The 21263-nt window shown below is 72.9% G+C and carries 14 protein-coding genes and 1 tRNA gene; 13 read left to right on the top strand and 2 right to left on the bottom strand.

Translation table 11 applies throughout. The features are described from left to right. Positions 1–88 precede the first annotated feature (88 nt). From gltB to pyk, 3 genes are read left to right on the top strand one after another with little or no spacing between them, the layout of a single operon-like run. The gene (gene gltB, locus ABIB16_RS03595; RefSeq protein WP_354436049.1) at positions 89–4717 is read left to right on the top strand and encodes a glutamate synthase large subunit; all 4629 of its coding nucleotides are present in this window, start codon (positions 89–91) and stop codon (positions 4715–4717) included. Further along, entirely contained in the window at positions 4710–6167 is a 1458-nt protein-coding gene (locus ABIB16_RS03590) for a glutamate synthase subunit beta (protein ID WP_354436048.1), read from the top strand. Before gltB ends, ABIB16_RS03590 begins: the two co-directional genes overlap by 8 nt. 53 nt (positions 6168–6220) lie before the next feature. Continuing rightward, the gene (gene pyk, locus ABIB16_RS03585) at positions 6221–7708 is read left to right on the top strand and encodes a pyruvate kinase (protein WP_203552467.1); all 1488 of its coding nucleotides are present in this window, start codon (positions 6221–6223) and stop codon (positions 7706–7708) included. Between the two features lie 18 nt (positions 7709–7726). On the opposite strand, the gene ABIB16_RS03580 is transcribed toward pyk, so the two are convergent. Then, complete coding sequence (locus tag ABIB16_RS03580) at positions 7727–8323, bottom strand: ANTAR domain-containing response regulator (RefSeq protein ID WP_203552466.1); 597 nt, start codon at positions 8321–8323, stop codon at positions 7727–7729. Positions 8324–8499: 176 nt separating this feature from the next. Between ABIB16_RS03580 and ABIB16_RS03575 the strand changes: the two genes are divergently transcribed. The 7 genes from ABIB16_RS03575 (at position 8500) to ABIB16_RS03545 (ending at position 14765) form a co-directional block, all read left to right on the top strand. After that, positions 8500–8581 (top strand) — tRNA-Leu (locus ABIB16_RS03575). Positions 8582–8651: 70 nt separating this feature from the next. Continuing rightward, complete coding sequence (locus tag ABIB16_RS03570; protein ID WP_044658966.1) at positions 8652–11525, top strand: DUF4040 family protein; 2874 nt, start codon at positions 8652–8654, stop codon at positions 11523–11525. After that, a complete protein-coding gene (locus ABIB16_RS03565; RefSeq protein WP_010078750.1) occupies positions 11522–11953 on the top strand; it encodes a cation:proton antiporter subunit C in 432 nt (143 codons plus the stop codon). Before ABIB16_RS03570 ends, ABIB16_RS03565 begins: the two co-directional genes overlap by 4 nt. Further along, the gene (locus tag ABIB16_RS03560) at positions 11950–13620 is read left to right on the top strand and encodes a monovalent cation/H+ antiporter subunit D family protein (RefSeq protein ID WP_044658965.1); all 1671 of its coding nucleotides are present in this window, start codon (positions 11950–11952) and stop codon (positions 13618–13620) included. The genes ABIB16_RS03565 and ABIB16_RS03560 overlap by 4 nt, the downstream gene beginning before the upstream one ends. A gap of 38 nt (positions 13621–13658) precedes the next feature. Next, positions 13659–14093, top strand: a complete 435-nt coding sequence (locus ABIB16_RS03555; protein ID WP_010078748.1) for a Na+/H+ antiporter subunit E — start codon at positions 13659–13661, stop codon at positions 14091–14093. Next, positions 14090–14374 (top strand): MrpF/PhaF family protein, encoded by a 285-nt coding sequence (locus ABIB16_RS03550; RefSeq protein ID WP_010078747.1) that lies wholly within the window; start codon positions 14090–14092, stop codon positions 14372–14374. The genes ABIB16_RS03555 and ABIB16_RS03550 overlap by 4 nt, the downstream gene beginning before the upstream one ends. Before the next feature lie 13 nt (positions 14375–14387). Continuing rightward, the gene (locus ABIB16_RS03545; RefSeq protein ID WP_010078746.1) at positions 14388–14765 is read left to right on the top strand and encodes a cation:proton antiporter; all 378 of its coding nucleotides are present in this window, start codon (positions 14388–14390) and stop codon (positions 14763–14765) included. Positions 14766–14796: 31 nt separating this feature from the next. Here the strand turns inward: ABIB16_RS03545 and ABIB16_RS03540 are convergent, their stop codons facing one another. Further along, positions 14797–15315 (bottom strand): PaaI family thioesterase, encoded by a 519-nt coding sequence (locus ABIB16_RS03540; RefSeq protein WP_010078745.1) that lies wholly within the window; start codon positions 15313–15315, stop codon positions 14797–14799. 67 nt (positions 15316–15382) lie between these two features. On the opposite strand from ABIB16_RS03540, the gene polA reads away from it, so the two are divergent. The 3 genes from polA (at position 15383) to rpsA (ending at position 21153) form a co-directional block, all read left to right on the top strand. Continuing rightward, entirely contained in the window at positions 15383–18196 is a 2814-nt protein-coding gene (gene polA, locus ABIB16_RS03535) for a DNA polymerase I (protein ID WP_203552464.1), read from the top strand. Beyond that, a complete protein-coding gene (locus ABIB16_RS03530) occupies positions 18180–19553 on the top strand; it encodes a GNAT family N-acetyltransferase (RefSeq protein WP_135019263.1) in 1374 nt (457 codons plus the stop codon). Before polA ends, ABIB16_RS03530 begins: the two co-directional genes overlap by 17 nt. Positions 19554–19695: 142 nt before the next feature. Next, positions 19696–21153 (top strand): 30S ribosomal protein S1, encoded by a 1458-nt coding sequence (rpsA, locus tag ABIB16_RS03525; RefSeq protein ID WP_036315338.1) that lies wholly within the window; start codon positions 19696–19698, stop codon positions 21151–21153. Positions 21154–21263: the final 110 nt, after the last annotated feature.

Genomic DNA, 21263 nt, shown 5'->3' with positions numbered 1-21263 from the left:
CGAGGCAGGGTCCGCTCACCATCGCAGGGGCCAGCGTCGTCCCCTCCTCACCCCGGCCCTCCGGCCGGCCACAGGAGAAGGACGCGCCATGCAGCACCCATCGAAGACCCCGCACGCCGACCCGTTCCGCGCGTTCGCCGCCCAGCCGGAGGCGGCGGGTCTCTACGACCCGGAGCAGGAGAAGGACGCGTGCGGCCTCGCCGCCGTGGCCACCCTGCGCGGCCCGGCCACCCACAAGATCGTCCAGGACGCGCTGACCGCCCTGCGGGCGCTCGAGCACCGCGGCGCCGTGGGAGCGGACGAGGGCACCGGCGACGGCGCGGGCATCATCACCCAGGTCCCCGACGCCCTGCTGCGCGCCACCGTCTCCTTCGAGCTGCCCGCGGCGGGGGAGTACGCCGTCGGCACCGCCTTCCTGCCCCAGGACGAGGCCGCCCGCGCCGCCGCGCAGGAGGCGATCGCCGAGGCCGCCGTCGTCGAGGGCCTCGACCTGCTCGGCTGGCGTCCCGTCCCCACCGACGAGTCCGTGCTCGGCCCGGGCTCGCGCGCTGTCATGCCGGTCTTCGAGCAGCTCTTCCTGGCCGTCCCCGCCGGCGAGGACGTCGAGGCCCCCGGCCATTCGCTGGACGCCCGGGCCTGGCGCCTGCGCCGCCGCGCCCAGCGCAGCGGCGTCTACTTCCCCTCCCTGTCCTCGCGCACCCTCGTCTACAAGGGCATGCTCTCGACGGCGCAGGTCGAGCCGTTCTACCCGGACCTCTCGGACGAGCGGTACGTGACCCGCCTGGCCGTGGTCCACTCCCGCTTCTCCACGAACACGTTCCCCTCGTGGCCGCTGGCCCAGCCCTTCCGCACGATCGCGCACAACGGCGAGATCAACACCGTCAAGGGCAACCGCAACTGGATGCGGGCCCGCCAGGGCGAGCTGCGCCACCCGCTGCTCGGCGAGGTGCCCGAGGAGATGTTCCCCATCGTGAGCGCCTCCGGCTCGGACTCGGCCTCGTTCGACGAGGTGGCCGAGCTGATCCACCTGGCCGGCCGCCCGCTCTCGCACGCGATCATGATGATGGTCCCGGAGGCGTGGGAGAACCACACCACCATGGACGAGGACCGGCGCGCGTTCTACCAGTACCACTCGATGCTCATGGAGCCGTGGGACGGCCCCGCCGCGATCGCCTTCACCGACGGCGTGCAGCTCGGCTCGGTGCTGGACCGCAACGGCCTGCGCCCCGCCCGCTACTGGGAGACCCGGGACGGGCTCGTGGTGCTCGCGTCCGAGGTCGGCGTCCTGGACATCGACCCGGCCACCGTGGTCCGTAAGGGCCGGGTCAAGCCCGGGCGGATGTTCCTGCTGGACACCGAGCAGGGCCGCATCATCGAGGACGAGGAGGTCAAGGCCGAGATCGCCGCCTCCGCCCCGTGGAAGGACTGGGTGGCCGACTCGCTGCGGCGGATCGAGGACCTGCCCGAGCGCGAGCCCGTCCGCTACCACGGCGACTCCGTCCGCCTGCGCCAGCGCCTGTTCGGCTACACGGACGAGGAGGTGCGCACGATCATCGAGCCCATGGCGCGGCACGGCGCCGAGCCCCTCGGGGCGATGGGCACGGACACCCCGATCGCGGCGCTCTCCCCGCGCCCGCGCCTGCTCTTCGACTACTTCACGCAGAACTTCGCGCAGGTGACCAACCCGCCGCTGGACTCCATCCGCGAGGAGCAGGTCACCTCGATGCGCACGTGCATCGGACCCCAGGCGAGCCTGCTCGCCGCGGGCAAGGTGACGACGGACGCCGTCGAGATCCCCTTCCCGGTGCTGGACAACGAGCAGCTCGCCCGTATCGCCGCGGTGCGCGCCGAGGACGGCACGCGCCGCGCCCTCAAGGTCAAGGGGCTCTACCTCGTGGCCGGCGGCGCCGAGGAGATGCGCTCCCGCCTCAAGGAGATCTGCGAGCAGGTCTCCGCGGCCGTCCAGCGCGGCGTGCAGTACGTGGTCCTCTCGGACCGGGACGCCAACGCGCAGTGGGCGCCCATCCCGTCCCTGCTGCTCACCTCGGCCGTGCACCACCACCTGCTGGCGAGCGCCTCGCGCACCCGCACCTCCCTGCTCGTGGAGGCCGGCGACGTGCGCGAGGTCCACCACGTGGCCGTGCTGATCGGCTACGGCGCCTCCGCCGTCAACCCGTACCTGTCCATGGAGACGGCCGAGGAGCTCGTGCGCACCGGCACGCTCACCGGCGTCACCGAGCAGGAGGCCACCCGGAACCTCATCCACGGGCTCGGTAAGGGCGTGCAGAAGATCATGTCCAAGATGGGCATCTCCACGGTGGCCTCGTACTGCGGCGCCCAGACGTTCGAGGCGCTCGGCCTCTCCCGGTCCTTCGTGGACCGCTATTTCACGGGCACCCGCTCGCCGATGGACGGGGTGGGGCTGGACGTGATCGCGGCCGAGTCCGCGGCCCGCCACGCCACGGCGTTCCCCGTGGACGGCTCCTCCGCCTCCACCGTGGGCCCGCGCGGCACCGCGGGCTTGCCCGTGGGCGGCGAGTACAAGTGGCGCCGGGAGGGGCCGCCGCACCTGTTCAACCCCGAGACCGTGTTCCGCCTGCAGCACGCCACCCGCGAGCGGCGCTACGACATCTTCAAGGACTACACGCGGCGCGTGGACGAGCAGTCCGCGGACCTGATGACCCTGCGCGGCCTGCTCGGGCTCGCCACGGAGGGGCGCGAGCGCGTGCCGGTCTCCGAGGTCGAGTCCGTCGAGTCGATCGTGAAGCGGTTCTCCACCGGCGCCATGTCCTACGGCTCGATCTCCCAGGAGGCCCACGAGACGATCGCGGTGGCCATGAACCGCCTCGGCGCCCGCTCGAACTCGGGCGAGGGCGGCGAGGACCCCGAGCGCCTGCTCGACCCGGAGCGCAACTCGCGCGTCAAGCAGATCGCCTCGGGCCGGTTCGGCGTCACGAGCCTGTACCTGTCCACCGCCACGGACCTGCAGATCAAGATGGCCCAGGGCGCCAAGCCCGGCGAGGGCGGCCAGCTCATGGGCGCCAAGGTGTACCCGTGGGTGGCGCGCACGCGGCACTCGACGCCGGGCGTCTCCCTCGTCTCCCCGCCGCCGCACCACGACATCTACTCGATCGAGGACCTCGCCCAGCTGATCCACGACCTCAAGCGCGCCAACCCGCAGGCCCGCGTGCACGTCAAGCTGGTCTCCGAGACCGGCGTGGGCACGGTGGCGGCCGGCGTGACCAAGGCGAAGGCCGATGTCGTGCTCATCTCGGGGCACGACGGCGGCACCGGGGCCTCCCCGCTGAACTCGCTCAAGCACGCCGGCACCCCGTGGGAGCTGGGGCTGAGCGAGGTCCAGCAGACGCTGCGGCTCAACGGGCTGCGCGACCGCGTGACCGTGCAGGTGGACGGCCAGCTCAAGACCGGCCGGGACGTGGTGATCGCGGCCCTGCTCGGCGCCGAGGAGTTCGGCTTCGCGACGGCGCCGCTCGTGGTCTCGGGCTGCATCATGATGCGCGTGTGTCACCTGGACACCTGCCCCGTGGGCGTGGCCACGCAGAACCCCGAGCTGCGCGCCCGCTTCACCGGCCGGCCGGAGTTCGTGGTGACGTTCTTCGAGTACATCGCCCAGGAGGTGCGCGAGCTGCTCGCCAAGCTCGGCCTGCGCTCCCTGGACGAGGCGATCGGCCGCCAGGACCTGCTGCACAAGGACGCGGCGATCGGGCACTTCAAGACCGAGGGCCTGGACCTGTCCGGCGTGCTCTCGGACGTCGGGGTGCCCGAGGAGGCCCCGCGCCGCCGGCTCACGGAGCAGGACCACCGGCTCCAGGACCAGGCGGACCAGCGCTGGCTGGACCAGGTGGCGGACGCCGTGCTCACCGAGACGCCCGTGACCGTCACGGACCGCCTCGTGAACACCGACCGCTCCGTGGGCACCCTGCTGGGCCACCGCGTCACCGCGGCCCGGCTCGACGACGAGCTGCCCCGGGACACCATCCGCATCGAGCTGACCGGCGAGGCCGGGCAGTCCCTCGGCGCCTTCCTGCCGGCCGGCGTGAGCATCACCCTGTCCGGGGACGCCAACGACTACGTGGGCAAGGGCCTCTCCGGCGGCACGGTGGCCCTGCGACCCGCCCCCGAGGCCCCCTTCGCGGCCGAGGAGAACATGATCGCCGGCAACGTGGTGGGCTACGGCGCCACCTCGGGGCGGCTGTTCCTCAACGGCTGCGTGGGGGAGCGGTTCCTGGTCCGCAACTCGGGGGCGGTCGCCGTCGTCGAGGGCATCGGCGACCACGGCCTCGAGTACATGACGGGCGGCACCGCCCTCGTGCTGGGGAACACCGGCCGCAACCTCGCGGCCGGCATGTCCGGCGGCGTCGGGTTCTTCCTGGACCTGGACCCCGCCCAGCTCAACCCGCTCGCCGTCAAGGAGGACGAGCTGCTGCTCGGCCGCCCCGAGGGCGCGGACCGCGCGCTCATCCGCGAGCTGCTCGAGGAGCACCGGGCCGCCACCGGCTCGGACCTGGCCGCCCGCCTGCTCGCCGAGCTGGACGGCCCCGCCGAGGCCGCCGAGGCGCTCTGGGAGCGCTTCACCACCGTCCGGCCGCGCCGCTACGCGGCCGTGCAGGAGATCCGAACTGAGAGCCGGGACGCCGGCACCGACCCCGACGGCGACGCCGCCTGGGCCCGAATCCTGGAGGTGACCCGTGGCTGACCCGCGCGGATTCCTGAAGCATCGCGAGCGCGTCGCGCGCCCCTCGCGCCCCGTCCCCGTCCGCATCATGGACTTCAAGGACGTCCACGTGCGCCAGGACGAGGCGATCGTGCGCACGGAGGCCTCCCGCTGCATGGACTGCGGCGTGCCCTTCTGCCACGCCGGCTGCCCCCTGGGCAACCTCATCCCCGAGTTCAACGACCTCGTGTACCGGGACGACTGGGACGAGGCCGGCGCCCGCCTCGAGGCCACGAACAACTTCCCCGAGTTCACCGGCCGGATCTGCCCCGCCCCGTGCGAGGCCTCGTGCGTGCTCGGCATCAACCAGCCGGCCGTGTCCATCAAGCAGGTGGAGCTGTCGATCGCGGACCACCTCTTCGACGCGCCCTCCCTCATCCCGCACCCGCCGCAGCGGCAGAACGGGCTGACCGTCGCCGTCGTCGGCTCGGGCCCGGCGGGCCTGGCCGTTGCCCAGCAGCTGACCCGCTCCGGCTACACCGTGGTGGTCTACGAGAAGGACGAGGCGCTCGGCGGGCTGCTGCGGTTCGGCATCCCGGACTTCAAGCTGGAGAAGCATCTGATCGACCGCCGCATCGCCCAGATGACCGAGGAGGGCACCCGGTTCCGCACCGGCGTGCGGATCGGCACGGACATGAGCTGGGAGGCGCTGCAGCGCCGCTACGACGCCGTGGTGCTGGCCACCGGCGCCCCCGTCGGCCGGGAGCTGCCCCTGCCGGGCCGCGGCCTGGACGGCATCCACCTGGCCATGGACTACCTCGTGCCCGTCAACCGGCGGGTCGCCGGCGGCGAGCCCGAGCCGATCAGCGCCCAGGGCCGGCACGTCGTGATCCTCGGCGGCGGCGACACGGGCGCGGACTGCATCGGCACCGCCCACCGCCAGGGGGCCGCCTCGGTCACCACGCTGGCGATCGGCAGGCGGCCGCCGGAGCAGCGCCCCGAGCATCAGCCCTGGCCCACCGTGCCCACCCTGTTCGAGGTCGCCTCCGCGCACGCCGAGGGCGGCGAGCGCACCTACCTCGCCTCCACCGTCGAGTTCCTCGGCGACGCGGACGGCCGGGTGCGCGCCCTGAAGGTGGCCGAGACCGAGATCCGGGCCGACGGCACCCGCGGCCCGCGCGCCGGCACCGAGCACGAGATCCCGGCCGACCTCGTGCTGCTGGCCCTCGGCTTCACGGGCGCGGACCTGGACGAGCTCGTGGACCGCTCCGCCGTGTCCCTCGAGCGCGGCCTCGTGGTCCGCGACGAGACGTACGCCACGCAGGCCCCGGGCGTGTTCGCGTGCGGCGACGTCTCGCGCGGCGCCTCGCTCGTGGTGTGGGCGATCGCCGAGGGCCGCGCCGTCGCGGCCGAGGTGGACCGGTTCCTCTCGGGGGACACCATGCTCCCGGCGCCGGTCCGGCCCTCCGACCACGGCTTCGTCCTGAGGTGAACGGCGGGGCTAGCCCCTCGGACAGGGAGCGCGCCCGCGCCTAGAGTGGACCCATGCGACACGCCAAGATCATCGCCACCTTCGGGCCCGCCACCGACTCCGACGAGACCACCCGCTCGATCATCCGGGCGGGGGCGGACGTGGTCCGCCTCAACATGAGCCACGGGGACCACGAGGTGCACGCGGCCTCCTTCGAGCGGGTGCGCCGCCTCAGCGTGGAGGAGGGCCGCCCCGTCGCGATCTTCGCCGACCTCCAGGGTCCCAAGATCCGCCTCGGCCGCTTCACCGACGGCCCGCATCTGCTCGAGAGGGGCGATCGGATCACCATCACCACCCGGGACGTGCCCGGGACCCGGGAGCTGGTCGGCACCACCCACAAGGGGCTGCCCGGGGACGTCGCCCCCGGTGACGTGCTCCTGGTGGACGACGGCAAGGTGCGCCTGCGCGCCGTCGAGGTCACGGACACGGACGTGCTGGCCGAGGTCGAGGTGCCGGGCATGGTCTCGGACAACAAGGGGATCAACCTGCCCGGCGTGGCGGTGAACGTGCCGGCCCTGTCCGAGAAGGACGAGCGGGACCTGCGCTGGGCGCTGCGCACCGGCGTGGACATGGTGGCGCTGTCCTTCGTGCGGGACGCCGCGGACGTGGACCGGGTGCACGAGATCATGGACGAGGAGGAGCGCCGGGTCCCGGTCATCGCCAAGATCGAGAAGCCCCAGGCGGTGGAGAACCTCGAGGCCATCGTGGACGCGTTCGACGCCATCATGGTGGCCCGCGGCGACCTCGGCGTGGAGCTGCCGCTCGAGGACGTGCCCGTGGTGCAGAAGCGCGCAGTGGACCTCGCCCGCCGCTGGGCGAAGCCGGTCATCGTGGCCACGCAGGTGCTCGAGTCGATGATCGACAGCCCGCGCCCGACGCGCGCCGAGGCCTCGGACTGCGCCAACGCCGTGCTCGACGGCGCGGACGCCGTCATGCTCTCGGGCGAGACCTCAGTGGGCGCGTATCCGGTCGAGACGGTCCAGACGATGGCCCGGATCATCGAGTCCACCGAGACCCACGGCCTCGAGCTCATCCACCCGCTCGGCTCGCGTCCGCGCACGCGTGGCGGCGCGATCACCCGGGCCGCCGTCGAGGTCGCGAACCAGCTCGAGATCCCGTTCCTCGCCACGTTCACCGAGTCCGGCGACTCGGCCCGTCGGCTCAGCCGCCTGCGGCCGCGTCAGCCGATCTACGCGTTCACCCACCACGAGCACACGCACAACATCCTGTGCCTGACGTGGGGCGTCTATCCGAAGATGGTCCCGTTCCAGGACTCCACCGACAAGATGACCCTCCAGGTGGAGCAGTCGCTCACATCGGAGGGCATCGCCCAGCACGGCGACCTCGTGGTCATCGCCGCCGGGTCCCCTCCCGGGGCCGTGGGCTCCACGAACACGCTGCGCGTGCACCGCGTGGGCGACGACGCCGCGGGCGGCTCGTCCGCGGCGTCGCCGCAGACGCGCGAGCCCGTCGGCTTCTGGCCGGCCCGCTCCCCGCTCTGACGAGCGCGCGGGCGCCGCTCAGCCGACCTGGTCGATGACGGCCTGCGCGACCTCCCGCATGGTCAGGCGCCGGTCCATGGAGGTCTTCTGGATCCAGCGGAAGGACTCGGCCTCGGTCAGGCGCATCCGCTCCTGGAGCAGCGCCTTGGCCCGGTCCACGATCTTGCGGGTCTCCAGGCGGTCGCCCAGGTCCCGCACCTCGGCCTCGAGGCTGCGCAGCTCGTCGAAGCGGGCCACGGCCAGTTCGATCGCGGGGACCAGGTCGGCCTCGGTGAAGGGCTTGACCACGTAGGCCATGGCCCCGGCGGTCCGGGCGCGCTCCACCACCTCGCGCTGACTGAAGGCGGTCAGCATGACCACGGGGGCGAGCCGTTCCCCGGCGATCTCGCCCGCAGCCGCGATGCCGTCCATCACGGGCATCTTCACGTCCATCACCACGATGTCCGGGCGGTGCTCGCGCACGGCCTCGACGGCGGCGCGGCCGTCGCCGGCCTCGGCGACCACCCGGTAGCCCGCCCCGGTGAGCACCTCCACCAGGTCGAGGCGGATGAGGGTCTCGTCCTCGGCGACGACGGCCCGCAGACCGGTCTCCTCGGGAGGCGTCAGCGTGGACACGGCAGCTCCTTCGCGCGGGCCGGGACGGCGTCGGTGCGGCGCCGCTGGTGGTCCACCAGGCTACCGTGCGCGATGAGTGCGGCGCGGGCGCGGCGGCGGTGACCCCCCGCCGGAAGGCCGGGGACGCCGGGTCGGGGCGCTGATAGGGTGATCGAGTCCCGCCTCCGGGCGGCACTGCCCGAATGGTGGAATCGGTAGACACGCCGCACTCAAAATGCGGTGCCGAGAGGCGTGTGGGTTCGAGTCCCACTTCGGGCACCGTCGGCGCGCGGCCACCCGCCGTGGGCGCCGTGTCCGTGACCGATCGACCCGAGCTGAGTGGTGTCCTGTGCTCCTGACCAGTCTCCTGCTGACCCTCCTCTCGGTGGTGGCGGCCGTCCCGGCCTCCCGGGCGCTGGGCAGGGATGCGGGCTGGGTCCTGGCCGCACCCCTGCTGGCCGCGGCCGGCGTGCTGATCGCGGCGTGGACGGGCGACGTCCGGACGGAGCACCATCCGTGGATCCCCGCGGTCGGGGTGGACCTCGACCTCCGGCTGAACGGCCTGGCCCTGGTGTTCGCCATGATCGTCCTCGTCATCGGCGCCGCGATCCTCGCCTACTCCAGCCGGTACCTCAGTCGGGACCGCACGGAGAGCCGACCCGGCTCCTTCTACCTGCTGATGACCGCGTTCGCGGCGTCGATGCTGCTGCTGGTGCTCGCCGACAACATCGTGGTCCTCTTCGTCGCGTGGGAGTTCACCTCCTTCACCTCCTTCTTCCTCATCGGGCGCTCGGGGGACCATGCCCGCGACCCCGCGATCCGGACCCTGCTCGTGACCGTGGGCGGCGGCCTCGCGCTGCTGGCCGCCGTCGCCCTCATGGCCGTGCGGACCGGCACTGCCTCGCTGTCCGGGGTGTTGGCCTCGGACGTGTGGTCCGAGGCGGGCTTCACCACCACGGTCGCCGTCCTGCTGGCGGTGGCCGCGTTCACCAAGTCCGCCCAGTTCCCGTTCCAGGCGTGGCTGCCGGACTCCATGGTGGCCATCTCCCCGGTCTCCGCCTACCTGCACGCCGCGGCGATGGTCAAGGCCGGCATCTTCCTGCTGCTGGTGTTCAGCCCGGTCCTGGCCGGGAACCCGGTGTGGTCCGCGCTGTTGATCGGTTCGGGCCTCATTACGGCCCTGCTGGGCGCCGTCTCCGCGATCCGTCGCCACGACCTCAAGGGTCTGCTGGCCTACTCCACGATGAGCCAGTTGGGCCTGCTGGTGACCGCCATCGGCATCGGCACCCCCGTCGCGCTTACCGCGGCGATCGTGCACACCGTGGCGCACGCGCTGTTCAAGTCGGCGCTGTTCATGCTGATCGGCGTGGTCGACCACGAGGCCGGCACCCGCGACCTGCGAGAGCTCGCGGCCCGCCACGTGCGCATGCCGGTCACCGGCACGGCGATCGCCGTCGCCGCCCTGTCGATGGCGGGCATCCCGCCGCTGTTCGGCTTCATCTCCAAGGAGGGCCTGGTCGAGGCCGCTCTCGGGACCCCCGGTCCCGCATGGCTCCCCGTCCTCGTCACCGCCGGCATCGCCCTGACCTCCGTGTTCACCGTGGCCTACTCCGGCCGTCTCGTGCTCGGCGCCCTGGGCCTCTGGGGTCCAAGCCCGGACGGGGCCGCCCATTCGTGGCCGACCGGCCGGGAGGACGAGGTCCACGAGGCTCCTGCCACCTTCTGGGGCGTGCCCGTGCTGGCCGCGGCCGCGGGCGTGGCCCTGGGCCTGCTGCCCGGTGTGCTGGACACCCCCGTCTCCTACGCGGCCGAGGCCGCCTCCGGCGCGGAGGTGCACGCGCACCTGGCGCTGTGGCACGGCGTGAACACGGCCCTGCTCGTCTCCGCCGCCATCATCGTGCTCGGTCTGCTGCTGGTGGCCTTGCGCCGCCCGGTGGAGCGCGTGGCCTCCCACGCCGCCCTGCCGTTCTCCGCCCTGGATGCGGTGGACGAGGTTCGGCACCGGCTGATCGGCGTCGGCGCGGTCGTCTCGCGCGCCTCCGGCACCCTGGCTCCCCGCCCCCACCTCCTCATCCCCGCCCTGGTCCTGGGGCTCCTCGCCGTGGCCGGTGTCGCCACGATCGAGGATTTGCCCGCCGTCGTCGGCCAGCCCTCGCGCTGGCACGACTGGGTGCTGGTCGTCCTGGTGGGTGCCGGCGTGATCGCCACCATCCGCGCCAAGACGCGCATCGCCGCCATGGTGGTGGTCGGCGTCGTAGGGTTCGGCATGACCCTGTGGTTCCTCACCCTCGGCGCCGTGGACGTGGCCCTGACCCAGCTGATGGTCGAGGTGCTCACGGTGTGCGTCATGGTGCTGCTGCTGCGCCGCCTGCCCGCCCGCTTCAGCGACGAGCCGACCCCGCGCAGGATGCAGGCGGTCCTCGCCGCCTCCGTCGCCGGCGTCGCCGCGACCCTGGGCGTGCTCGCGTTCACCGGCCGCTCCAGCATGTCGGAGATCGCCCACTTCTACCTGACCCAGAGCTATGCCCAGGCTGGGGGGACCAACGTGGTGAACGTGATCCTCGTGGACTTCCGCGCCGTGGACACGTGGGGCGAGATGACCGTGCTCGGGGCGACGGCGCTGACCATCGCGGCCCTGTTGCTCAACCGTCGGCCGACGCCTCCACAGCCCTCCGCCGTGGACATGCGCTCCCCACTCGCCCACGTGCGCGAGAACCTCGTCCACATCCGGGTGTTCGGCCGTGTCTTCGGCGTGCTGATCATCCTGCTGTCCGCGTTCCTGCTGCTGCGCGGGCACTACGAGCCCGGCGGCGGCTTCATCGCCGCACTGGTCGCCGGTGCCGGCTACGCCCTGCTCTACCTGGCCGCCGACTCGGACACGGCCCCGGAGTTGCGGTGGCCGTACCTGGCCTTCATCGGCTCGGGCATCGCCGTCGGCACCGCGACGGGGATCGTCGGTTACCTCACCGGCAAGGGCTTCCTCGGAGCCGCGGGAGTGAAGGTCCTGGACTACGGGCTCTCCACCACGCTCGCGTTCGACATGGGCGTGTACCTGGCCGTGATCGGCCTGATCGTGGCCGCGTTCTCCCTGCTCGGCCCCGAGCGGCCGGGTGAGGACCCGCTCCGCGCCTCGAGCCGTGACCCCGGCGTCGCGCCGGCGGCCCCGTCCTCCGATCCCTCGGCCCCGACCACCACGACTGCACGAGAGGAGGTCACCCGATGACCGTCGCCCTTACCGTGGGACTTCTGACCTTCGGCGCGTTCTACCTGTTCTCCAAGCGCGAGCTGCTGCGCGTGATCCTCGGCATGGTCCTGCTGGGCCACGCCGCCAACCTGGCCATCATCGCCGCGGGCGGCACCGACCGCCGCGGGCTGCCCTTCGCGGGGACCTCAGACGTCGAGGTGCAGGCCGATGCCCTGCCGCAGGCCTTCGTCCTGACCGCTATCGTGATCGCCTTCGCGATCACCGTGCTGCTGCTCGCGCTGGCCGTCACCGGGCGCGCGGACGACGCGGTGGCCTCGCCGGGGGAGACCCGCGACTCCCTGGAGCAGGCCGCCGCCGACGCACGCTTCCCGCGCGAGGAGCGGCACGCCGCGGCCGGCCGGATCGCGCAGCACTACGCCGGCCAGGGCCCGGAGGTGCGTCGATGAGCGCCGTCCCGCTGGGCCAGCTGCTGCCCCTCTTCGCCGCCGTCCCGCTGCTGTCCGCCGGTCTGCTCGTGCTGGCGGGGGAGCGTCCCCGCCTCCACCGGGCAGTCCTGTTCGCGGTGCTCGGACTCGTCACCACCGGCGGGCTGGCCCTGGGCGTCCACGCCCTCGACGGGTCCGTGCTCGCCACCTCGCTGGGCGGCTGGCCCGGGGGCATCGGGATCGGCTTCGCAGCGGACATGCTGTCCGCCCTGATGCTCGTGCTCACGAGCGCCCTCACGATCGTGGGCGCGGCGTTCGCCTACGGCTCCCGCGTCGCTAACTCCCAGTTCTTCGCCCCGCTGCTCCTGATCCTCATCGGCGGAGTCAACGGCGCCCTGCTGACGGCGGACCTGTTCAACCTGTTCGTGTTCATCGAGGTCATGTTGGTGCCCAGCTACGGCCTCTACGTCCTCTCCGCCAACCGCCGTGAGCCCCTGCGCCGAGTGGACGGGGCGCGGCTGTACGTCACCCTCAACCTGCTAACCTCCACGATCCTCCTGGTCGGCGTCGGCTTCGTCTACGGGCTGACCGGCTCGGTGAACCTCGCGATGCTCGCCGGGTCCGCCGCGGCGGACCCACGCATCGCGATCGCCGCGGGCATGGTGCTGTTCGCACTGTCCATCAAGGCCTCGGTGGCCCCGCTGCACGGCTGGCTGGCCTGGGCGTACTCCTCGACCTCCCCGGCGGTGACGGCCCTCTTCGCCGCCCTGCACACCAAGGTCGCCGTGTACGGGCTCTACCGGATCTACTCCGTCATGTACGACGGCGATGCGCGTCTGCTGCCGCTCATCCTGGTCCTGTCCCTCGCCACCCTCGTGGTGGGTGCGCTCGCCTCGGTCGGTGAGCACGGTGTGCGCGCCGTGTTGTCGTGGCAGATGGTGAGCGGCATCGGCGGCATCCTCGTCGGACTCGGGCTCTCCACGCGCCTGGGTCTCGCGGCGGGCCTGTTCTACCTCGTGCACCACATGGTGGCGATGGGCTGCCTCCTGATGGCGGCCGGCGCGATCGAGGTGCGCTACGGCACCGGCCGTCTCGCGGACCTGCAGGGCCTGGCCCGGCGCGAGCCGCTGATCGCCGTCGCCTTCTTCGTGGGCCTGCTCTCCCTGGTCGGCATCCCGCCCTTCTCCGGGTTCGTGGGCAAGCTCATGCTCATCAGCGCCGGCCTGGACGCCGGCCGCGGTGTCACCGCTGCGCTGGTGCTGGGCGCCTCCCTGGTGAGCCTGTGGGCTCTGCTGCGGGTGTGGGACGCCTGGTTCTGGGGCGCTCCGACGGCCCCACACGGGCACCGCGAGCGCCTGGCCACCGCGGCCATGCCCATCGTGGGCCGGGCGGGCTCCGTGCCGTCGCCCTCCGGCCGCGGCTCGAGCACCGACCACGAGCGCACCGAGTCGTGGGCCTCGCAGGAAACCCTCGATCCGCCCACGGGCGTGCTGCCGGTGACCGTGGATCCGGACGAGGACGTCACGCGCTCCCGCATCCCAGGCCGGCTGGCCGCCCCCGCCGTCGTCCTAGCTATGGCCACCCTCGCCCTCGGGCTCGGCGGTCAGGCCCTGTGGACCGTCACCGACCTCGCGGCTCAGGGCCTGATGGACCCCAGCAGGTACATCGAGGCGGTGCTCAACCCATGAGCACCGCACTCCCGCAGCCTCCGGAAGGAGACGCCCCCATGCACACCGTCGCCCCCGCCGACGGGACCGTCGACCTGGCGCCCGGCACGGCCTCCGCCGTGTCCTGGCCTTGGCGGTGGCTCGTGTTCTGGTGCTGGTACGCGTGGGCCCTGGTGACCTCTTCGAAGGCGGTCATCAAGGACCTCGTCACCCCCGGCGTCCAGGCGCGCTCGGGCATCGCCCGCGTGCGCAGCAACTGCCGCACGGACGCCGAGGTCACCCTGCTCTCGGCGCTGATCACCCTGACGCCCGGCACGTTGACGCTGGGCACCCGGCGTGCCGGCGCCGTCGGTGACGAGGACGGTGACCCGGACGCGCGGCGCCTGCTCTACGTGCACGGCCTGTACGCTGACGACGCCGACGCCCTGCGCGCGGAGATCCACGACATGGAGGCGCGCATGCTCCACGCGATGCGGAAGACGGGGGTGGCATGATGCCCTTCGCCTACGACTGGTCCCTGGTGGGGATCGACCTGGCCATCGCGCTGCTGACCGTGTCGGCGCTCGTGTCCGCGTACAGGATCGTGGTGGGCCCGCTCGACGCGGACCGCGCGGTCTCGGGCGACCTGCTCACGTTCAGCGTGCTCGGGATGCTCGTGCTGTTCGGCGTCCGGGCGGACAACCCGTGGACGTTCGACTTGGTCCTGATCGCCGCGGTCGTGGCCTTCCTGTCCGGCATGTCCCTGGCCCGCGCGCTCACGCGCGGCAAGCGTTGAGGAGGTCGCACCCGTGGACGTCGTCCTGACCGCCGCCGGCTCCGTGCTCGTGGTGATCGGAGCCCTTGCGTTCGTCACCGCGGGACTCGGTCTGATCCGGTTCCCCGACCCCTACACCCGCGTCTCCGCCGTGGGCACCGCCGGCGGCGTCGGGATGATCCTGATCGTGGTGGGCGCCCTGCTACTGGCCCCGGGGGTGGCCGCGTTCGTGAAGGTGGCCCTGATCGTGGTGCTGCAGCTGGGCTCGGCCTCGGTGGCCACCATGGCCCTGGGCCGCTCGGCCTACCTCACTGGGGTGCCCATGAATCCGGGGCACTACGACGAGCTCGCCGAGGATACCCCCGGCCGCGAGGGTGGCCGAGCGGCCCCGCGCCTTCCGGACATGGACTGAGGCACGGGCCGGCCCGCCCGGGCGGCGTGCCTCAGCGCGCGTCGAGGAGCATGTTCGTCATGCGCACGGTCGAGAGCCGCCGGCCCTGCTCGTCCGTCATCACCACCTCATGGGTGACGAGGGTGCCGCCCAGGTGGACGGCGGTCGCGGTGCCGGTCACGAGGCCCGAGCGGACGGCCCGGTGGTGCGTGGCGCTGATCTCGACCCCGACGACGTTGCGGTCCGGCCCGGCGTGGATCTTCGCGGCCATCGAGCCCAGGGACTCGGCGAGGACGAGGTGGGCGCCGCCGTGCAGCAGCCCGACGGGCTGCTCGTTGCCTGCCACGGGCAGGGTGGCGACGGCGCGCTCGGCCGTGAGCTCGAGGAAGCGCAGGCCCATCTTCTGGGCCAGGGGGCTGATCGCCGCGCCGCCGAGCGCGGCGACGAGCTCGGGCGTCAGACCGGCCTCGGCGCAGGCCGCCGCCAGCTCGGCGGGGCTCAGCTCGGGGGTGACGCCGGGGCGGTACACGCGGTCGGAGGCGGCGGGGGTGGTCGCGGTGTGCTCACTCATGAGCACTAGGCTGGCACACGCGACCGGTGCGCCCCGCGCCGCGCGCCGAGAGGAGACGTGAGCACCCATGGCGGCAGATCCGACCCCAGAGGCCCCACAGCGGCTGCTGGTCCTGGACGGGCACTCGATGGCGTTCCGCGCGTTCTACGCGCTGCCCGCCGAGAACTTCGCCACGGACACGGGCCAGCACACGAACGCCGTGTACGGCTTCACCGCCATGCTCCTGACCATGATCCGGCAGCAGCGGCCCACGCACGTGGCCGTGGCGTTCGACCTCTCCGGGCCCACGTTCCGCTCCGAGGAGTACGGTGAGTACAAGGCGGGCCGCTCCGAGACGCCCGCGGAGTTCGCGGGCCAGATCGAGCTGACCGTGAAGGTCATGGAGGCCCTGGGCATCCCCACGCTCACGCTGGAGGGCTACGAGGCCGACGACATCGTGGCCACGCTGTCCGCGCGCGCCGAGGAGGCGGGGTGGGAGGCCGTCGTCGTCTCCGGTGACAGGGACGCGTTCCAGCTCATCTCCGAGCGCACCACCGTGCTCTACCCCAAGAAGGGCGTCTCCGACATCCCGCCGATGGACGCGGACGCCGTCATGGCCAAGTACGGGGTCGCCCCCGCCCAGTACCCCGAGCTCGCGGCCCTCGTCGGCGAGGCCGCGGACAACCTGCCCGGCGTCCCCGGCGTCGGTCCCGGGTTCGCCGCGAAATGGCTGAAGCAGTACGGGGACCTCGACGGCGTGCTCGCACACGCGCACGAGATCACGGGCAAGAAGGGGGAGGCGCTGCGCGAGCATCTCGAGGACGTGCGCCGCAACCGCCGCCTCAACGCCCTCGTGCGCGACCTCGACCTGCCGATCGGGCTCGAGGCGATGCGGCTCGAGATGCCCGAGCGCGAGCCCGTGGAGGAGCTGTTCGACGCGCTGCAGTTCAACCGCATCCGGGAGCGCGTGTTCGAGGTGTTCGGCGAGCGGGTGGGCGAGGACGCGCCGCCCCCCGAGGTCGAGGCCGCCCCGGAGTTCACCGAGGCGACGACGGCCGAGGACGTGCGATCCTTCCTCGCCGCCGAGGCCGGCAACCTGCTCGGCGTCCACGTGGACGTCGAGGGCCCGGCCCTGCTGCCCCGCCGCAAGGTGCCCGTGCCCGGCACGTTCGGCACGCCCGTCGGCGTCGCGCTGGTGGGCGAGCACGCGGGCCTGCACGTCACCCTCGACGGCGACGCCCCGGACCCGGCGCTGGTGGCCGCCGTGCGCGAGGCCCTGGGCGAGGGCGGACTGGCCAAGGCCGTGCACGACCTCAAGCGCACGCTCAAGGCGCTGGCCGCGCCCACCGAGGGCGACGGGCTCGGCCCGGACGCGGCCCTGGACGGCGTGGTGGACGACGTGCTGCTCTCGGCCTACCTGATCCAGCCGGACCGGCGGGACACCTCGCTCGAGGCGCTGGCGGAGGCGCATCTGCACACCCCCCTCACCGCCCCGCGCGAGCCCGCGCAGCAGCGGGCGCAGGGGACGTTCGACCTCGACGGCGGGCAGGCCGCCGCCGAACGCTCGGACCGCGCCGCGGACGCCGTGCGGGCCGCCTGGGTGGTGCGCCGTCTCTCCACCCAGTTCACGCCCCAGGTGCTCGACCGCGGGGCCCAGCGGCTGCTGCAAGAGCTCGAGATCCCGCTCTCGCGGCTGCTCGCCCGGATGGAGCTGACCGGCATCGCCGTCGACGTCGACGCCCTGACCGGCCTGCGCGAGGACTTCACCGACGCCGCCGACGCCGCCAAGGAGTCCGCGTGGGCGTCCGTCGCGGAGGAGACCGGCGGGATGCAGGTCAACCTCGGCTCGCCCAAGCAGCTGCAGGAGGTGCTGTTCGAGCGGCTCAACATGCCGCGCACGCGCAAGACGAAGACCGGCTACTCCACGGACGTGGACTCGCTGCAGGACCTGCTCGAGCAGACCCGGCACCCGTTCCTCGAGAACCTGATGGCCCACCGTGACGCCACGAAGCTCCGGCAGACCGTGGAGGGGCTGCTCGAGACCGTCGCCCCGGACGGCCGCATCCACACCACCTACTCGCAGACCGCCGCCGCCACGGGCCGGCTGTCTTCGCTGCACCCGAACCTCCAGAACATCCCGGTGCGCACCGAGGCGGGCCGCCGCATCCGTGAGGTGTTCGTGGCGGACGAGGTGGCCGGCGAGCAGGCCGTGCTGCTCTCGGCCGACTACTCCCAGATCGAGATGCGCATCATGGCGCACCTGTCCGAGGACGAGGGGCCGATCCAGGCCTTCCGCGAGGGCGAGGACCTGCACTCGTTCGTCGGCTCGCAGGTGTTCGGCGTGGACCCGGACGACGTCACCGCCGAGCAGCGCGCCAAGGTGAAGGCGATGAGCTACGGCCTGGCCTACGGGCTGTCCTCCTTCGGGCTGTCCAAGCAGCTGAAGATCTCGGTGGACGAGGCGCGCGGCCTCATGAAGGGCTACTTCGACCGCTTCGGCGGCGTGCGCGACTACCTGCGCGACGTCGTCGCGCAGGCCCGACAGGACGGGTACACCTCGACGATCGAGGGGCGCCGCCGCTACCTCCCGGACCTCAGCTCGGACAACCGTCAGCTGCGGGACGTGGCCGAGCGCGCCGCGCTCAACGCCCCCATCCAGGGCTCGGCCGCGGACATCATCAAGCGCGCGATGCTCGACGTGCAGGCCGGCCTCGAGGAGCACGGGCTGGCCTCGCGCCTGCTGCTGCAGGTCCACGACGAGCTCATCCTCGAGGTCCCGGCCGCCGAGCTCGACAAGGCCACGGCGCTCCTGAAGGAGCGGATGGGCCGGGCCGCCGAGCTCTCCGTGCCGCTCGACGTGCACGTCGGCCAGGGAAGGAGCTGGCATGACGCCGCACACTGACGCGCCGGAGGGTCCGTCGCTGCGGCGGCTGGCCGACGCCGCCGAGGACCGGCTCGGCGAGCACGGCCTCGCGCTGCGCGACCTCGGGGTCCTCGGCCCCGAGGACCCCGCCGCATCGCACTTCGCGGCCGCGGTCGAACGGGGCTTCTACGAGACGGTGCCCACGGGCGCCGCGCTCCGCCAGCAGCTCGAGGCCCACGCGGCCGACGGACGGCGCCGGCTCGGCGTCTACGCGCCGGGGGACGACCCGGCGGCCCGCCGCCCCGCCGCCACCTTCGAGGACTTCGTGCAGCCGCTGACCACGTGGCCCGGCCGCACCGTCGACGCCTGGCTGATCACCGACGTGACCGTCTCGCCGGACGCCCGCCGGCGCGGCGTGCTGCGGGCCATGATGCTCAGGTCCCTCGCGGACGCCCGCGACGCCGGCCTGTGCGCGGCCGCCCTGACCGCGACCGAGGCCGCCATCTACGGCCGCTTCGGCTTCGGGGCCGCCACCCGGTGGCACGCCGTGCGGATCGACGTCTCGGGCGCCCCCGCGTTCACGGGCGCCCCGGCCGGCGGGCGGGTCACGGTCGAGGAGCCGCGGGAGATCCCCGGCCTCGTGGACGAGCTGTACGGGCGGGTGCTGCCGGCCACCCCGGGCTCGGTCCAGCGGACCTCGTTCAGCGTGCCTCGCTGGGAGGACCGCGAGGCGAGTCGGAACGAGGGGCGCGGCTCGGGGCTGTACGCGGCGGTCCACCGCGACGACGACGGGCGGGTCCAGGGCGTCGCGCTGTATCGGTTCGAGGGCTGGGAGAAGGAGCCGCCCACGATCACCGTCACCGCGTTCCTCGCGGCGACCGCCGACGCGCGGCGCGGGCTCGTCCACCACCTGGCCCGACTGGACCTGGTCGAGCGGATCGAGTGGGGCCGCGCGCCCGAGCCCGGTTGGCTCGAGGCGCTCTTCGTCGACGAGCGGCGGGTGAGTCGGCACCGCGGCTCCGACGACCTGTACCTGCGGGTCCTGAACCTGCCCGCCGCCATGGCGGCCCGTGGCTGGGCGGGCGACGGGGAGGTCGTCGTCGCCGTCGAGGACGCGCTCGGCGCGATCGACGGGACGTGGCGGCTCACCGTCCGCCAGGGGCGCGGCGCCGCCGAGCGGCTGGGCCCCGCGGCCGACGCCGTGGGCCTGGGCGCGGGGCTCCGGCTCGACGCGGCCCGGTTCTCCGCGCTCTGGCTCGGCGGGCACTCCCGCGGGGCCGGCGCCGCGGTGCTGGCGGAGGCCGGTGTCGTGGCGGAGCTGCGGGCCGGCGCGGCGGAGGCGTTCGACGGGCTTGTGCGACCCAGCCGACCCCTGCACACCCTCGTCGGCTTCTGATACGCTGGACGAGCACATTCGTGCGCATTTGATACATGTCCATCACGACCCACGCCGGGTGGGGCCCCTCTGGTGCCCGGATGCCGCCCACCGGCGGCATCGATCCCGACGTGACCCCCGATCCCAACGGAGTCCCTCCTACATGACCACCACTTCCAACGCCCCGCAGGTCGCCATCAACGACATCGGCTCTGCCGAGGACCTGCTCGCCGCCATCGACGCGACCATCAAGTACTTCAACGATGGCGACCTCGTCGAGGGCACCGTCGTCAAGGTGGACCGCGACGAGGTCCTGCTCGACATCGGCTACAAGACCGAGGGCGTCATCCCGTCCCGCGAGCTGTCCATCAAGCACGACGTGGACCCGGACGAGGTCGTGGCCGTGGGCGACACCGTCGAGGCCCTGGTCCTCACCAAGGAGGACAAGGAGGGTCGCCTGATCCTCTCGAAGAAGCGCGCCCAGTACGAGCGCGCCTGGGGCGACATCGAGAAGATCAAGGAGGAGGACGGCGTCGTCGAGGGCACCGTCATCGAGGTGGTCAAGGGCGGCCTCATCCTCGACATCGGCCTGCGCGGCTTCCTCCCGGCCTCCCTCGTGGAGATGCGCCGCGTGCGCGACCTGGCCCCCTACATCGGCCAGAAGCTCGAGGCGAAGATCATCGAGCTGGACAAGAACCGCAACAACGTGGTCCTGTCCCGCCGCGCCTGGCTCGAGCAGACCCAGTCCGAGGTCCGCTCCAACTTCCTCCACAAGCTGGAGAAGGGCCAGGTCCGCAACGGCACCGTGTCCTCCATCGTCAACTTCGGCGCCTTCGTGGACCTGGGCGGCGTGGACGGCCTCGTGCACGTCTCCGAGCTGTCCTGGAAGCACATCGACCACCCGTCCGAGGTCGTCGAGGTGGGCCAGGAGGTCACCGTCGAGGTCCTCGAGGTGGACATGGACCGCGAGCGTGTCTCCCTGTCGCTGAAGGCGACCCAGGAGGACCCGTGGCAGCTCTTCGCCCGCACCCACGCCCTCGGCCAGGTCGTGCCGGGCAAGGTCACCAAGCTCGTGCCGTTCGGTGCGTTCGTCCGCGTGGAGGACGGCATCGAGGGCCTCGTGCACATCTCGGAGCTGGCCTCGCGCCACATCGACACCGCCGAGCAGGTCGTGTCGGTCAACGACGAGCTGTTCGTCAAGGTCATCGACATCGACCTCGAGCGTCGCCGCATCTCCCTGTCCCTCAAGCAGGCCAACGAGGGCGTGGACCCCGAGGGCACCGAGTTCGACCCGGCGCTCTACGGCATGGCCGCGGAGTACGACGAGGAGGGCAACTACAAGTACCCCGAGGGCTTCGACGTCGAGACCAACGAGTGGATGGAGGGCTTCGAGACCGAGCGCGCCGCCTGGGAGCAGCAGTACGCCGACGCTCAGGCCCGCTGGGAGGCCCACAAGGAGCAGGTGCGCCGCTCCCTCCAGGAGGAGGCCACCGCCGGCGCCGACGCCGGTGCGGGCCTGGGCGGCTCGTCCTACTCCTCCGAGGCCCCGTCCTCGGACGGCGGCACCCTGGCCTCCGACGAGGCCCTCGCCGCCCTGCGCGAGAAGCTCACCGGCAACTGATCGCCGCGGTGCGTGACCGTCCCTGACGGCCCGCGCCGAGCACCCGACGCCCCGTCCCTCCCTCCGGAGGGGCGGGGCGTCGTCGCGTCCCGGGGGGCTGGCCGTGGGGG

Origin of the sequence: Micrococcus sp. UYEF5 (assembly GCF_040546065.1) — a bacterium.
GTDB classification, from domain to species: Bacteria; Actinomycetota; Actinomycetes; order Actinomycetales; family Micrococcaceae; genus Micrococcus; species Micrococcus luteus.
This window is presented reverse-complemented; position numbering and strand designations above follow the sequence as displayed.

Excerpts from the sequence above, each read along its gene's own strand:
- gltB (WP_354436049.1), top strand. The coding sequence starts at position 89 with ATGCAGCACCCATCGAAGACCCCGCACGCCGACCCGTTCCGCGCGTTC.
- pyk (WP_203552467.1), top strand. The coding sequence starts at position 6,221 with ATGCGACACGCCAAGATCATCGCCACCTTCGGGCCCGCCACCGACTCC.
- ABIB16_RS03565 (WP_010078750.1), top strand. The coding sequence starts at position 11,522 with ATGACCGTCGCCCTTACCGTGGGACTTCTGACCTTCGGCGCGTTCTAC.
- ABIB16_RS03560 (WP_044658965.1), top strand. The coding sequence starts at position 11,950 with ATGAGCGCCGTCCCGCTGGGCCAGCTGCTGCCCCTCTTCGCCGCCGTC.
- ABIB16_RS03555 (WP_010078748.1), top strand. The coding sequence starts at position 13,659 with ATGCACACCGTCGCCCCCGCCGACGGGACCGTCGACCTGGCGCCCGGC.
- ABIB16_RS03550 (WP_010078747.1), top strand. The coding sequence starts at position 14,090 with ATGATGCCCTTCGCCTACGACTGGTCCCTGGTGGGGATCGACCTGGCC.
- ABIB16_RS03540 (WP_010078745.1), bottom strand. The coding sequence starts at position 15,315 with ATGAGTGAGCACACCGCGACCACCCCCGCCGCCTCCGACCGCGTGTAC.
- polA (WP_203552464.1), top strand. The coding sequence starts at position 15,383 with ATGGCGGCAGATCCGACCCCAGAGGCCCCACAGCGGCTGCTGGTCCTG.
- ABIB16_RS03530 (WP_135019263.1), top strand. The coding sequence starts at position 18,180 with ATGACGCCGCACACTGACGCGCCGGAGGGTCCGTCGCTGCGGCGGCTG.
- rpsA (WP_036315338.1), top strand. The coding sequence starts at position 19,696 with ATGACCACCACTTCCAACGCCCCGCAGGTCGCCATCAACGACATCGGC.